The 13,275-nt window shown below is 40.2% G+C and carries 11 protein-coding genes; 6 read left to right on the top strand and 5 right to left on the bottom strand.

Annotated elements, in window-relative coordinates; translation table 11 throughout:
* Positions 1-64: 64 nt before the first annotated feature.
* Entirely contained in the window at positions 65-1,345 is a 1,281-nt protein-coding gene (locus tag F944_RS04940) for an MFS transporter (RefSeq protein WP_004987661.1), read from the bottom strand.
* 65 nt (positions 1,346-1,410) lie between these two features.
* A complete protein-coding gene (locus tag F944_RS04935) occupies positions 1,411-2,565 on the bottom strand; it encodes an acyl-CoA dehydrogenase family protein (RefSeq protein ID WP_004987660.1) in 1,155 nt (384 codons plus the stop codon).
* Positions 2,566-2,882: 317 nt separating this feature from the next.
* On the opposite strand from F944_RS04935, the gene F944_RS04930 reads away from it, so the two are divergent.
* The 5 genes from F944_RS04930 to F944_RS04910 all read left to right on the top strand — a co-directional run bounded on the left by F944_RS04930 (position 2,883) and on the right by F944_RS04910 (position 8,220).
* A complete protein-coding gene (locus tag F944_RS04930) occupies positions 2,883-3,671 on the top strand; it encodes an enoyl-CoA hydratase (RefSeq protein ID WP_004987658.1) in 789 nt (262 codons plus the stop codon).
* A 34-nt stretch (positions 3,672-3,705) separates the two neighbouring features.
* The gene (locus F944_RS04925) at positions 3,706-4,467 is read left to right on the top strand and encodes an SDR family oxidoreductase (RefSeq protein WP_004987656.1); all 762 of its coding nucleotides are present in this window, start codon (positions 3,706-3,708) and stop codon (positions 4,465-4,467) included.
* Positions 4,468-4,518: 51 nt separating this feature from the next.
* Positions 4,519-6,036, top strand: coding sequence for a 3-hydroxyacyl-CoA dehydrogenase (locus tag F944_RS04920; RefSeq protein WP_004987655.1), 1,518 nt, complete (start codon positions 4,519-4,521; stop codon positions 6,034-6,036).
* A 21-nt stretch (positions 6,037-6,057) separates the two neighbouring features.
* Positions 6,058-7,263, top strand: a complete 1,206-nt coding sequence (locus tag F944_RS04915) for a 3-oxoadipyl-CoA thiolase (protein ID WP_004987654.1) — start codon at positions 6,058-6,060, stop codon at positions 7,261-7,263.
* 111 nt (positions 7,264-7,374) lie between these two features.
* Entirely contained in the window at positions 7,375-8,220 is an 846-nt protein-coding gene (locus F944_RS04910) for an IclR family transcriptional regulator (protein ID WP_004987652.1), read from the top strand.
* A gap of 65 nt (positions 8,221-8,285) precedes the next feature.
* Here F944_RS04910 and F944_RS04905 read toward each other — a convergent pair whose 3' ends face one another.
* Positions 8,286-9,509, bottom strand: coding sequence for a CaiB/BaiF CoA transferase family protein (locus F944_RS04905; protein WP_004987651.1), 1,224 nt, complete (start codon positions 9,507-9,509; stop codon positions 8,286-8,288).
* A 209-nt stretch (positions 9,510-9,718) separates the two neighbouring features.
* Here F944_RS04905 and F944_RS04900 point away from each other — a divergent pair, with 209 nt between their 5' ends.
* Positions 9,719-10,900: an MFS transporter gene (locus F944_RS04900; protein ID WP_004987649.1), complete on the top strand. Its 1,182-nt coding sequence runs from the start codon at positions 9,719-9,721 to the stop codon at positions 10,898-10,900.
* Positions 10,901-11,027: 127 nt separating this feature from the next.
* Here F944_RS04900 and F944_RS04895 read toward each other — a convergent pair whose 3' ends face one another.
* Complete coding sequence (locus F944_RS04895; RefSeq protein ID WP_004987648.1) at positions 11,028-11,873, bottom strand: IclR family transcriptional regulator; 846 nt, start codon at positions 11,871-11,873, stop codon at positions 11,028-11,030.
* A 130-nt stretch (positions 11,874-12,003) separates the two neighbouring features.
* Complete coding sequence (locus tag F944_RS04890) at positions 12,004-13,221, bottom strand: CaiB/BaiF CoA transferase family protein (protein WP_004987645.1); 1,218 nt, start codon at positions 13,219-13,221, stop codon at positions 12,004-12,006.
* Positions 13,222-13,275: the final 54 nt, after the last annotated feature.

Here is a 13,275-nt window from a genome sequence, read left to right as displayed (position 1 = left end):
ACTTTTAAATATTGAATATTTTTAAATACAGACTGGTGATCCATCACCAGTCTGAATAGCACCATTAATCCGCTTTTTGTGGATTAAATAGTCTGTCTTTAATGAATAACAGTGGAATCACACCACAGATAAAATATGCAGCGGCCATCACCAACAGCCCCAAACCAATTGAGCCGCTTTGAGATAAATAACCGATAGTTAATGGAGAGAAAATAGAAAGTACTTTACCAACATTGTATGCACCACCTACTGCTGTACCACGAATCGACGTTGGAAAACTTTCCGTCATATAAGTTGCATTGATGGCATAAGGAATTCCGTAAAGGAAACCAAAGAACAGCATTAACCAAAGAATGTTTGTAGGCGTATTGAGATAAACAATGACTGGGATAAATAAAGCAGTCCCAATGGTTCCAAAAGCAAATACAGCACGACGCCCTAAACGATCTGCAATCATACCTGCAATGATTTTGGCAAAAATCATAATGATGAATGTGCCCACCATATACATGGCCATTTCTTTGAATTTGATACCGAGTTCAGATTCAAGATATGCTGGTAACCAGTTACTGACACCGTAATAGCCAAACTGCAATGCACCTGTACTCACCACCCAAAGCAAAAACATGATGCCGTGTTTCTTTTCTTTAAAGATTTCACGATATGGATTTTCACGCTTAACCGCTTTCATACCGCCTTCGGTTTGTGCTGCACGAAGTTGACGCGATTTTTTCCATGATTCTGGTTCAGGCACCATGAAATACATAAAGAAAGACAAAACAATAGGTGTAATCGCTAACCAATAAAGATAACGCCAGCCATGATCTGGAATAATATGCCCAGCCAATAAAGTCGCAAGTAATGAACCTAATGTATAACCTGTCATTAAGGCTGCAAGAACCGTCGTACGATGTCGGGTCGGTACCATTTCAGACATCAAAACGTTACAGGCAATATACAGTGCGCCCAAGCCCATTGAACCAAAAACACGCACCAGCGCAAATTGTTCAAAGGAATGAGTAAAGCCTAAAGCACAGGTCAAAATTGAAGAGTAAGCAATAAAGAATACGATGATACGTACGCGCCCAAAACGGTCACACGCCCATCCCCCGATCAATCCCCCGATTGCAGAACCGAATAAAGTTAAACTACCTAATGTCCCGGCTTGAACCCCAGTAAGATGAAACTCTGTTTTAAGACTGGTCAAACTTAATGCTAAAAATCCTAAGTCAGCACCGTCACAGAGCAAAGCAAGAAAAGCAAATATAAATGCAGTAATCCAAATTTTTTTAGGCGTTTGAATCGCCTGTATTGTATTACTTGATGTAATTGTATCTGTTGTCATGTCTATTTCCTCAGACAAAAAACACATGAGGCATCCAATTGCCTCATGTCATATAAGATCAGAAGTTAAGCAGTCACTTCCTTAATCATATTTTTAGCAATAATGATTTGTTGAACTTGAGTTGTTCCTTCATAAAGACGGAACAAGCGAACGTCACGATAAAAACGTTCAATTGAATATTCGCTGATATAACCCACGCCACCATGAATCTGTACGCAGCGATCTGCTACACGACCACACATTTCAGTAGCAAACATTTTTGCGCAAGATGCTTCAGTGCTAATGTTTTGACCTTCATCACGACGACGCGCAGCATCTAAAACCATACATTTGGCTGCATAGATTTCAGCTTTAGAGTCTGCAAGCATGGCTTGAATCAATTGGAAGTTTGCAATCGGTTGACCAAATTGTTTACGCTCTACTGCATAACGAAGTGCATCATCCAGCATACGTTCTGCCACACCAACGCTATATGCACCAATGTGTAGACGACCTTTATCCAAAACTTTCATTGCAGTTTTGAAACCTACGCCTTCTACCCCACCGATTAATGCAGAAGCAGGTACACGACAGTTTTCAAAAATCACATCACAAGTATGTGATCCTTTTTGTCCCATTTTTTTATCAATTTTACCGAGCGTAATTCCTGGGGTATTGGCTTCAACCAAAAATGCAGAAATACCACTTGCACCTTTAATTTCAGGATTAGTACGTGCCATCACTGTAAAAGTCGCAGCATGCGGTGCATTGGTAATAAAACGTTTAGTACCATTTAAAACGTAGAAATCGCCATCTTTTACCGCAGTTGTTTTTAAAGATGCCGCATCAGAACCCGCTTCTGGTTCAGTCAGACAGAAAGAACCAATAATTTCGCCGCTTGCATAACGCGGTAAATATTTTTGTTTCTGCTCTTCAGTACCATCAATGATCAGACCACTTGAACCAATGCCGTTATTTGTACCAATTAACGAACGAAATGCAGGAGAAGTATGACCCAATTCAAAGGCAACATTGACTTCCTCTTCCATCGTGATACCTAAACCGCCGTATTCTTCTGGAATGGTCAAACCGAATAAGCCCAGTTCACGCATTTGCTGAACAATATCTTCAGGAATACGGTCATTTTCAGCAACTTCATGTTCTCTTGGAATCAATTCATTTTTGACAAAATCCCGAATCGTCGAGAGTAATTGTTGCAACATTCCTTCATCGCGGATCATGAGTGATCTCCCATTTCATATATTTCGCTATTGATACCAACTATTTTGCAAATTAGTCAGCACACAAAGTTTCACAAAATCTAGTTCTGCATTAAATTAATTTCATACTACGAGAATTAAAACCATTTTTTCAATACTTTTTTAAAAATAAATTTCGTTAAACGAAATTATGTATCATCTAGGCTTTATTTTTCAGGCATTTACTGATTTATCAAAAAGTTCAATCAATTAATGTCATAAAAAACACTTGAAAATTTTTGTCGATTAAGCATTATATGAGGAATATAGTTTTGATATGCGAAACAAAGGATGTAAAAATGACAGATATGAACAAGGATAATTTCGTCGAAATCGATTATTCAATTGAAAAAATAGCAATCGTCAAAATCAACCGCCCTGAATCAAAAAATGCGTTAAACACAGAAGTGCGCAAACAGCTTGCACAGGCATTTAGTGAACTTAGCTTTAATGACGATATTCACGCCATTGTTCTTACAGGTGGTGATGAAGTGTTTGCAGCTGGTGCAGATTTAAAAGAGATGGCAACAGCTGGTTCAACTGACATGATGCTACGCCGTACAGAACGTTATTGGAACGCGATTTCTCAATGTCCAAAACCTGTTATTGCGGCTGTGAATGGCTATGCTCTTGGTGGTGGTTGTGAACTTGCCATGCACAGCGACATTATTATTGCAGGTAAAGGTGCCATTTTCGGTCAGCCTGAAATTAAAGTCGGTTTAATGCCAGGTGCTGGTGGTACACAGCGTCTGTTCCGTGCGGTTGGAAAATTCCATGCGATGCGCATGATTATGACAGGTGCCATGGTTCCAGCAGAAGAAGCCTATATCATGGGTCTAGTCTCTCAAGTGACCGAAGATGACCAAACCATTCCTACTGCTATCAAAATGGCGCAAAGTCTTGCCAAAATGCCACCGATCGCATTGCAGCAAATTAAAGAAGTTGCGCTGATGAGTGAAGATGTGCCATTAAATGCTGGCTTAACCTTAGAACGTAAATCTTTCCAATTATTATTTTCTACTGAAGACAAAAACGAAGGGATCAATGCTTTTATAGAAAAACGCAAACCTTCTTATCAAGGCAAATAGGTCTTTACAGTCGAATATTGAGGAAATGAAATTGATGGCGCGTAAAGTATTTATTAGTGCTGGTGGTTCCGGGATTGGTCGATGTATCGCAGAAGCCTTTTTAAAACAAGGCGATGACGTTTTTGTATGTGATATCAATCAACAAAGCTTGCAGCAATTCAAACAGGATTATCCTCAACTACAGATTGCGTATTGTGATCTGGGTCAAATGAATGCAATTCAACCCATGTTTGAAACTGCCATGCAAGCGTTAGGCGGATTAGATATTTTAGTAAATAACACAGGAATTTCTGGCCCTACCGTGGCAGCAGATGAACTGAGTTTTGAAGACTGGACACAGGTTTTAAATTTAAACCTGAACAGTACCTTTATGATGACGAAATTGGCGATCCCTTATCTCAAGCAATCCAATTCAGGTGTCATTATCAATCTTTCCTCGATTGCAGGACGAATGGGTTATCCATTTAGACTGGCCTATTCGACTTCAAAATGGGGAATCATTGGTTTTACTAAAACGCTTTCGATGGAACTGGGTGCCTTTGATATTCGTGTCAATGCAGTTCTTCCCGGTGCAGTCGATGGTGAACGTGTGCAACGTGTATTACAAGCTCGTGCAGATGCCATGAATATTTCTCTTGAAGAAGTGACTCAAAACGCACTTGCCAATCAATCCCTTAAACAATTTGTCAATCCTAAACATATCGCAGATTTATGCGTTTTTCTCGCATCGGATAGTGCGAGTTCCATCTCTGGGCAAATATTACCGATAGATGGCGATAAACAGCGATTAACCTAATTTTTTATATCTTTATTTTTTAAATGATTACAGTATCTTAGGACAGTTATCATGACACAACAGATCAAAACTATTGCCATTATTGGTGTCGGTGTTATGGGTAGTGGTATTGCCCAGATTGCAGCCCAATCGGGTCACACCACTTATTTGTACGATGCCAAAGCTGGTGCAGCACAGCAAGCCAAAGAAAAATTGGCAGCGACCTTTCAAAAGCTACTTGATAAAAACAAAATCACAGCTGAACAAGCTGATGCAGCCAATGCAAATCTTTTGATTGCCCATGAACTTAGTGATTTAAAAAGCTGTGATTTGATCGTTGAAGCCATTATTGAGCGTTTAGATATTAAACAATCTTTGATGGATCAACTTGAAGCGATTGTCCCAGAAACCACAATTTTGGCTTCAAACACTTCATCACTTTCAATTACTGCGATTGCTGCAAATTGTCGGCATCCTGAACGTGTGATTGGCTATCACTTCTTCAATCCTGTTCCACTGATGAAAGTGGTTGAAGTGATTCAAGGTTTAAAAACAGATCCAAAATATGTGGAAACGCTGAATCAGCTTTCTCGTGTATTTGGTCATCGCCCAGTGGTGGCAAAAGATACTCCAGGATTTATTATTAATCATGCGGGTCGTGCTTATGGCACAGAAGCTTTAAAAATTTTAAATGAAAATGTCACAGACATTAGCGAGATTGACCGAATCTTACGTGATGGTGTGGGTTTCAGAATGGGTCCTTTTGAACTGATGGATTTAACAGGACTTGATGTTTCACATCCTGTGATGGAATCAATCTATCATCAATATTACGAAGAAGCACGTTATCGTCCAAGTCCACTTACCAAACAAATGCTCGAAGCCAAACAATTAGGTCGCAAAGTTGGTCAGGGTTTTTATGACTATCGTACAGGAAGCAAAACAGGTGAAATACCTGCCAAAGTGGTTGAACGTTTAGATCGCTATCCGACTGTATGGATTGCAGCTGATTTTGCAGCTGACAAAAAATTGCTTGAAGCCTATCTCACTGCACAAAATATTCAACTGGATACTGGAACGACACCTCAAGCAGACAGCTTATGTTTATTGGCTTGTTATGGTGAAGATACCACACATGCAGTGAAACGTTTCAATGTAAACCCTGCGCATAGTGTCGCGATTGATATGCTGTATGGCATTGAAAAACATCGTACCTTGATGCCTTCACTTGCCACCCAAGCCGATTATGTTCAGGCCGTGCATTCAATATTCAACCTTGATGGTGCATTAGTCAGCATGATTGCTGAAAGCACAGGTTTTGTTGCGCAACGCGTATTGGCGATGGTGATTAATTTAGGTTGTGACATTGCACAACAAAATATTGCAACGGTCGACGACATCAACGCTGCTGTTCGTCTAGGTTTGGGTTATCCGTACGGCCCAATCGAATGGGGTGACGTACTCGGTTCAGATAAAATTTTACTGATCCTAAATCGCATTTCCGAATTAACTTACGATCCGCGTTATCGCCCTAGCCCGTGGTTACAACGCCGTGTCGCACTGAATCTTCCACTTACTTTTACTGCTTAATTTAAAAAGGGAATTTACTCCATGTTAAACGCATATATTTACGATGGTTTACGTACTCCATTTGGTCGCCATGCAGGTGAACTTGCTTCGATTCGTCCAGATGACTTAGCTGGCTTGGTCATTCAGCGTTTGATTGAAAAAACAGGCGTACCGGGTGCCGATATTGAAGATGTCATTTTTGGTGATACCAATCAGGCCGGTGAAGACAGCCGTAACGTGGCACGTCATGCTGCATTATTAGCAGGCTTACCTGTGACTGTGCCGGGTCAAACGGTCAATCGTTTATGTGCCAGTGGTTTAGGTGCAATTATCGATTCTGCGCGCGCGATCACTTGTGGCGAAGGCGATTTATATGTCGCGGGTGGCGTAGAAAGCATGTCTCGCGCTCCTTTTGTCATGGGTAAAGCAGAAAGTGCATATAGCCGCGATGCTAAAATCTATGACACCACTATTGGTTCACGTTTTCCGAATAAAAAGATCGTGGCACAGTATGGCGGTCATTCTATGCCTGAAACAGGTGATAATGTCGCCGTTGAATATGGCATTACTCGTGAACAGGCTGACTTATTTGCTGCTCAATCTCAAGCGAAATACCAAAAAGCAAAAGAAGAAGGCTTTTTTGAAGGTGAAATCACGGCTGTTGAAGTCTCTCAAGGTAAGAAATTGCCGCCAAAACAAGTGACTGAAGATGAACACCCTCGCCCAAGCTCAACCGTTGAAGCTTTAACCAAGCTCAAACCATTATTTGAAGGTGGTGTAGTCACAGCTGGTAATGCGTCAGGCATTAATGATGGTGCTGCTGCGGTATTGATCGGTTCAGAAGCTGCTGGTCAAAAATATGGTCTTAAGCCAATGGCAAAAATTTTGTCTGCGGCTGCGGCTGGTGTTGAACCACGCATCATGGGTGCAGGTCCGATTGAAGCAATTAAAAAAGCGGTATCTCGTGCAGGCTTAACATTAGATGACCTAGATATTATTGAAATCAATGAAGCGTTTGCTTCACAGGTTTTATCTTGCTTAAAAGGTCTAGGGGTTGACTTTAATGATCCACGTGTCAATCCAAATGGTGGTGCAATCGCCGTTGGTCATCCTTTAGGTGCTTCTGGTGCGCGTTTGGCATTGACTGTTGCACGTGAGTTACAGCGTCGTAATAAAAAATATGCTGTTGTCAGCCTATGTATTGGTGTTGGTCAAGGTTTAGCAATGGTCATTGAGAACGTCGCTTAACCATCAAAACATATCCATTCATCATAACCATGTTTATGATGAATGGATTCATTTTACAATGCAAAATAAAATGCTCTATGATCAGGAGATCCTTTTTAATTTGAGAATTCAATGTCGCAACACGCTGAAAGTAAAAAGAATGATAAAACACTCAATTTTGATGAAATTCGCCTAGATCCTATTTCTCATATTCATCGTGAAAATAATCCTCAATTTATTGCATCTTTAGCACGTGGTTTAGAACTACTACGTTGTTTCTCATTACAACATCAAGTCTTAGGTAATTTAGAATTAGCCAAAATGACAGGCCTACCTAAGCCGACCATTGCCCGCATTTGTAATACTTTAGTTAGCTTAGGCTATTTGAAACAAATGCCTGATTCTCCCAAATATATGCTTGATATTGGCGTGCTTTCTTTGGGTTATGCTGCATTATCAAATCTAACCATTCGCACTACGGCACATCCTTTTATGGAAGAAATGAGCCTTTATGCGCAAGCACCTGTAGCGTTAGCAGCTCGCGATCGTCTGAATATGCTTTATCTGGATGTCGTTCAAACCAATAGCACCTTACGTCGTCCGATTGGTTCAACATTACCGCTGTATAGTAGCTCGATGGGTCGAGCCTGTTTGGTGGCAACGCCCGAATACGAACGGAATTTAATTTTAGAGGCCATACAAAAACGAGAACCAGAACAATGGCCACAGATTCAGGAACAGCTTGATCGGGCTTTTGAACAATATGCCAAATATGGTTATTGCCTTTCTTTAGGCGAATGGCAACAAGGTATTAATTCTGTTGCTGTACCATTAATTAGTTCCAAACACGGTTTATATGTTTTTAACTGTGGTTCCCCCTCTTATCTATTAAGTGCAGAAAAAACCATTGAAGAGATCGGCCCGCGTTTAAAATATATGGTGAATAGCATTCAGGATGCATTAACAGAAAGCTTATAAATCAAATCATCAAAAAAGGAGCAATTGATGATATCAATGCTCCTTCTCGCTTTAATGGTACTGGCTTAGCCTTGTTGAACCACTTTCTTGTCTTTTAAATCTTGTAGCTCTGTTGGCGTTAAAAACCGATCTAAAATAGAGTCTGTATCTTCTCCTAGATATGGCGGAGTTTTAACATACTGTACTGGTGTTTTAGAAAGCTTGATGGGTGAGCCAATCGAGACATAATCGGAACGTAGTGGATGCTGCATATTTACGACCATTTCCCGAAAAACCACCTGTTCTTCTTCTAAAGTCTGCTGCAAATTATTGATCATCCCTACTGGTACTTTTACCGCATGAATACGCTCAACCCAAGCTTGAGCAGGTTGTGTCATAAAATGCTGTTGTAAAATGGCACTGATTTCTTCGCGATGAGTGACACGACCTTTATTCTTTTCAAATTTCGGGTCTTTGCACAGTTCAGGCAAACCAATGCTTTCACATAAAGCCTTAAACTGCTGGTCATTACCGCAGGCAATAATAAATTCGCCCTCTTGGGCTTTAAACACTTGATAAGGCACGATATTGGCATGTGCATTACCAAAACGGCCCGGCACTTTTGCAGAAGTCAAATAATTCATCGCCAAGACTGAAAGTGAAGCGACTTGCGTATCGAGTAGTGCCATATCGATGTGCTGCCCTTCACCTGTGGTCACACGTGATAACAGTGCCGCTTGAATCGCAATCGCAGCGTATAAACCTGTAGTGAGGTCAGCAAATGCCAAACCTGCTTTTTGCGGCCCGCCACCGGGCAAATCATCGCGTTCGCCTGTGACACTCATCATGCCACCCATGCCTTGAATGATAAAATCGTAGCCGGGTTCTGCTGCACGTGGGCCTTTTTGTCCAAAACCTGTAATTGAGCAATACACGAGTTTTGGATTAATCTGACTTAAACTTTCATAGTCAAGTCCGTATTTTTTAAGAGAACCTGCTTTATAGTTTTCAATTAAAACGTCACTTTCTAGCACCATTTTTTTAATCAGGGCTTGACCTTCGGCAGTTGCCATATCAATGGCAACCGAATGCTTACCACGATTTGTAGACAAATAATAAGCCGATTCACCCGTGTCCTGACCGTTATCATTTTTAAGAAATGGAGGCCCCCAGATGCGTGTATCATCACCCTGAAATGGTTTTTCAATCTTGATGACCTCTGCACCCAAGTCTGCCAAAATCTGGCTACACCAAGGTCCAGCTAGGATTCGACTTAAGTCCAGAACCCTAAATCCTGTTAAGGCACTCATATTCTTCCTCATTATTGTTGATTAAATTTAACTATTCCCAAGATCGAGTAAATTGAATATGTCTTACTCGATTTTTTATAATAAATTAAAATATCGCATTGCAAAATATAATTCTATTATTATTGTAAAAAATTTGTTTTTTCATTAAGCTTGTTGAATCCCTCTATGTGTAATCAAAAATTGCACTAAAAAAATTCAAGTGAACCTGCATGAAATCGTCGAGTATCTATACACCAACCGTTATTTTGATGGCAGTTGCGGCTGGTATTTGCTCAGGAAGTAATTATTTTAGTCAGCCTTTAATCCATTCGATGGCAGTGGCATTACATCTTTCAGAAACAACCGTTGCATGGGTACCTACACTCGCGCAAATCGCTTATGCCAGTGGACTGCTTTTGTTAATGCCTCTAGGAGATATCCTTGAGAAAAGGCGACTATTATTTATCTTAATGCTGCTCGCCTCTTTGGGTTTATTGATCAGTGGATTTTCTAGCCATATTGGCTGGATCATGTTTGGTACATTAATTACAGGCTTATTTTCGGTTTCTGCACAACTTTTATTACCACTGGCTGCAAGTTTAGTCCCTATTCAGCACAGTGGTCGCGTCGTTGGTTTTCTGATTAGCGGCTTAATGATTGGTATTTTATTGGCACGTTCTTTATCAGGACTAATGTCAACATTGTTTGCATGGAATATTATCTATCAGATTAGTGGCTTTTTATTACTCATCATAGCAGTTGTTTTATATAATAAAATCGGTTCTTTTCCTGCTACGCAGTCCGAAAGTTATTTGAAAACCATTCGTTCCATTCCTGTTATTTTTAAACAAAATCAACGTTTACGTCGTCGAACCTACATTGGTTTTTTAACCTTCGCAGGAATCAGCATGACCTTTACCACAATGTCGCTTTTACTTGCTCCTGCACCTTATTTTTTTAGTGACTTTACCATTGGTTTATTTGGTTTTGTGGGAATTATTGGGACATTTATTGCCAACTTTTCAGGTAAATATATCGATCAGGGTTATATTCATAAGATTTCAATTAGCTGTGGTATTGGTCTGATTTTAAGTTGGTTGTTATTTACTTTATTGCCACTTTCTTTTGTTTATTATGTGATTGCGACAATTTTAATTTATTCATGTCTTTCAGCAGTTCATGTTACCAATCAAAGCATCGTGTTTAAGCTTAATCAACAACTCAGATCAAGATTCAATGCAATTTATATGACTGGCTATTTTACAGGTGGCGCAGTTGGCACAACCGCTGGAAGCTATGCATGGCGGCATTTTGGTTGGAATGGAGTATGTATATTAGGCATCATTTTTGCTATTTTAGCACTTTATTGTTGTCTTCGAGATGCAAAACTTTCCCCAATTATGGATAAATAAAAACCAGTAATATTTTGAGTATTACTGGTTAACTATCTGATTTCTTTCATCATCATCTAAACCTTCTTTATTTTCTCCCAAAAGAGAAATAAAAGGGAATGATCAAAGAAATCTATAAAAAATAAAATTAACCAATTTCAGTTTTTATATTATTGACCATGTGTAATAACCGTGGTGCGATATCTTCTTCTAGCTTTTCACGTTTCATAATAAAGCTTGGCCCGCCGCAGTTAAAGACTAAAAGACCATGTTGCTCATGCAATAAAGGCACCGCGACCGAATTCACATCTTTATGCCAATCCCCCATAGAAAAGCAATAGCCAAAATCCTGATAGTCTTTAAATGCTTTATCCAGATCACGGTTGATCTTGATCCAGTCTTCCTTATGTTTAAGACGAATTGCATTGAGTAAAAAGTCACGTTCATCTTCAGGCATTGCGGCTAGACAAGCACGACCCATCGAACTCAAGTGAATGGGCAAATAGGTTCCAACCTGACGACGCATGGTCACATTACCTTTGCCCTGCACCACATCCAGATAAATCATATTCAGACGATCACGCGTCGACATGGCCACCGCAGCACCCGCATAATCAGCCAACTCTTTCATATAAGGCTGAGCAATAGATCTTACTGAGACATTGGCGAGCATCGAATAACCAAAAGCCAAAACACCTACAGATAATTGAAATTTAGTTGAATTTGGTACTTGGCGAATATAACCCAAACGCGACAATGTATGGGTCAAACGCGTAATCGTTGGCTTGGGTAGCCCCGTCATTTGTGATAATTCCTGATTACCCAAATGTGGCTGTTTGGCTGAAAAGCAACGTAAAAGCTCTAAACCACGTGCAAGCGCAGTAATAAACTGACGATCGTCCTCTTCTTGCATGTCTTCAATAGGATGAAGTAATTCATGGCGTAGCGGAACCAGTAGTTTTTCCGTTTGTTCGGTTTCGTTTAAATCAGTCATGGTATTAGAGCGCACTCAAATCTATTAATGTTTCGCAATGCGAAAATTATAATCTATTTATTCTATCAATAGCAAAAGAAGCATGTACAAAAACGTTTACTTCTTTTGCTATTACCGCCTTTTTGTAATCTTATTCTACAATCCCTTTTGATTTTAACTCATCCAGTGTTGATTTAGACAAGATCCTTGAAAGTATTTCATCGGTATGTTGTCCCAACATCGGTGGCGCACGTTTGTACTCAATAGGTGTCCGTGACATTTTGATTGGAGAACCAATGACTTTTAAATGTTGACGCTGTGGATGTGGCATATCGACTAACATTTTCCGTTCCACGACTTGTGGTTCTTCAAATGCTTGCTCTAGGTTATTAATCACGCCAACAGGGACTTTTGCCGCATGAATTGCAGCAACCCATTCATCAGCTGTTTTGCTTGCAAAATGTGTTGACAGTAAATCGGTGATATCTTCCCGATGCTTGATACGATCCGCATTTCGAGTAAATTTTGGATCATTCGGAAGTTCTGGCAAACCAATGGCCTGACAGAGCTGAATAAATTGTGTGTCATTACCACAGGCAATAATAAAATCGCGATCGCAAGCTTTAAACACTTGATAAGGCACGATATTGGCGTGGGCATTACCATAGCGACCAGGCACTTTACCTGATGCAAGATAATTCATCCCTTGATTAGCCAATGTTGCAATTTGCACATCAAGCAATGCCATATCAATGTATTGCCCCAAGCCTGTAATATTTCGATTGAGTAAAGCCGCCTGAATCGCAATTGTAGAATACAAACCTGTTGTAATATCGGAAAATGCAATACCTAATTTTTGTGGTCCGCCACCCGGTAAGTCATCTTTTTCACCAGTCACGGACATCAGTCCGCCCATGCCTTGAATGATAAAGTCATAACCCGGCTCTTCTGCACGAGGACCAGTCTGCCCAAAACCCGTGATTGAACAATAGATCAATTTTGGATTGAGTTTAGATAAAGTTTCATAATCCAGACCATATTTCTTTAATGAGCCGGTCTTATAGTTTTCAATCACAACATCTGACTCAAGCGCCAAAGCCCGAACCACTTCCTGCCCTTCAGGGGTTGCGATATCAATGGCGACAGAAAGCTTATTACGATTAGTCGATTGATAATATGCTGCTTCGTGTGTATCGCGTCCTTCATCGTCTTTCATCCATGGTGGTCCCCATGCACGCGTATCATCGCCACGTTTAGGACGTTCGACTTTAATGACTTCAGCACCCAAATCTGCCAAAATTTGACCACACCATGGTCCTGCTAGTACCCGACTTAAATCTAGAACACGAAATCCTTCTAGAGCACCCATATTTTTTCCTATAACGATCAGAATCAGCAAAAGAATTAATATTAAAAATTAATA

Source organism: Acinetobacter ursingii DSM 16037 = CIP 107286 (assembly GCF_000368825.1).
In the GTDB taxonomy this organism is placed as follows: domain Bacteria; phylum Pseudomonadota; class Gammaproteobacteria; order Pseudomonadales; family Moraxellaceae; genus Acinetobacter; species Acinetobacter ursingii.
The sequence above is the reverse complement of the archived record's forward strand: the minus strand, read 5'-3'. Positions and strand labels throughout refer to the sequence as shown.

Bases quoted from the DNA above. Each gene is read 5' to 3' on its own strand.
- F944_RS04940 (WP_004987661.1), bottom strand. From the start codon at position 1,345: ATGACAACAGATACAATTACATCAAGTAATACAATACAGGCGATTCAA.
- F944_RS04935 (WP_004987660.1), bottom strand. From the start codon at position 2,565: ATGATCCGCGATGAAGGAATGTTGCAACAATTACTCTCGACGATTCGG.
- F944_RS04930 (WP_004987658.1), top strand. From the start codon at position 2,883: ATGACAGATATGAACAAGGATAATTTCGTCGAAATCGATTATTCAATT.
- F944_RS04925 (WP_004987656.1), top strand. From the start codon at position 3,706: ATGGCGCGTAAAGTATTTATTAGTGCTGGTGGTTCCGGGATTGGTCGA.
- F944_RS04920 (WP_004987655.1), top strand. From the start codon at position 4,519: ATGACACAACAGATCAAAACTATTGCCATTATTGGTGTCGGTGTTATG.
- F944_RS04915 (WP_004987654.1), top strand. From the start codon at position 6,058: ATGTTAAACGCATATATTTACGATGGTTTACGTACTCCATTTGGTCGC.
- F944_RS04910 (WP_004987652.1), top strand. From the start codon at position 7,375: ATGTCGCAACACGCTGAAAGTAAAAAGAATGATAAAACACTCAATTTT.
- F944_RS04905 (WP_004987651.1), bottom strand. From the start codon at position 9,509: ATGAGTGCCTTAACAGGATTTAGGGTTCTGGACTTAAGTCGAATCCTA.
- F944_RS04900 (WP_004987649.1), top strand. From the start codon at position 9,719: ATGAAATCGTCGAGTATCTATACACCAACCGTTATTTTGATGGCAGTT.
- F944_RS04895 (WP_004987648.1), bottom strand. From the start codon at position 11,873: ATGACTGATTTAAACGAAACCGAACAAACGGAAAAACTACTGGTTCCG.
- F944_RS04890 (WP_004987645.1), bottom strand. From the start codon at position 13,221: ATGGGTGCTCTAGAAGGATTTCGTGTTCTAGATTTAAGTCGGGTACTA.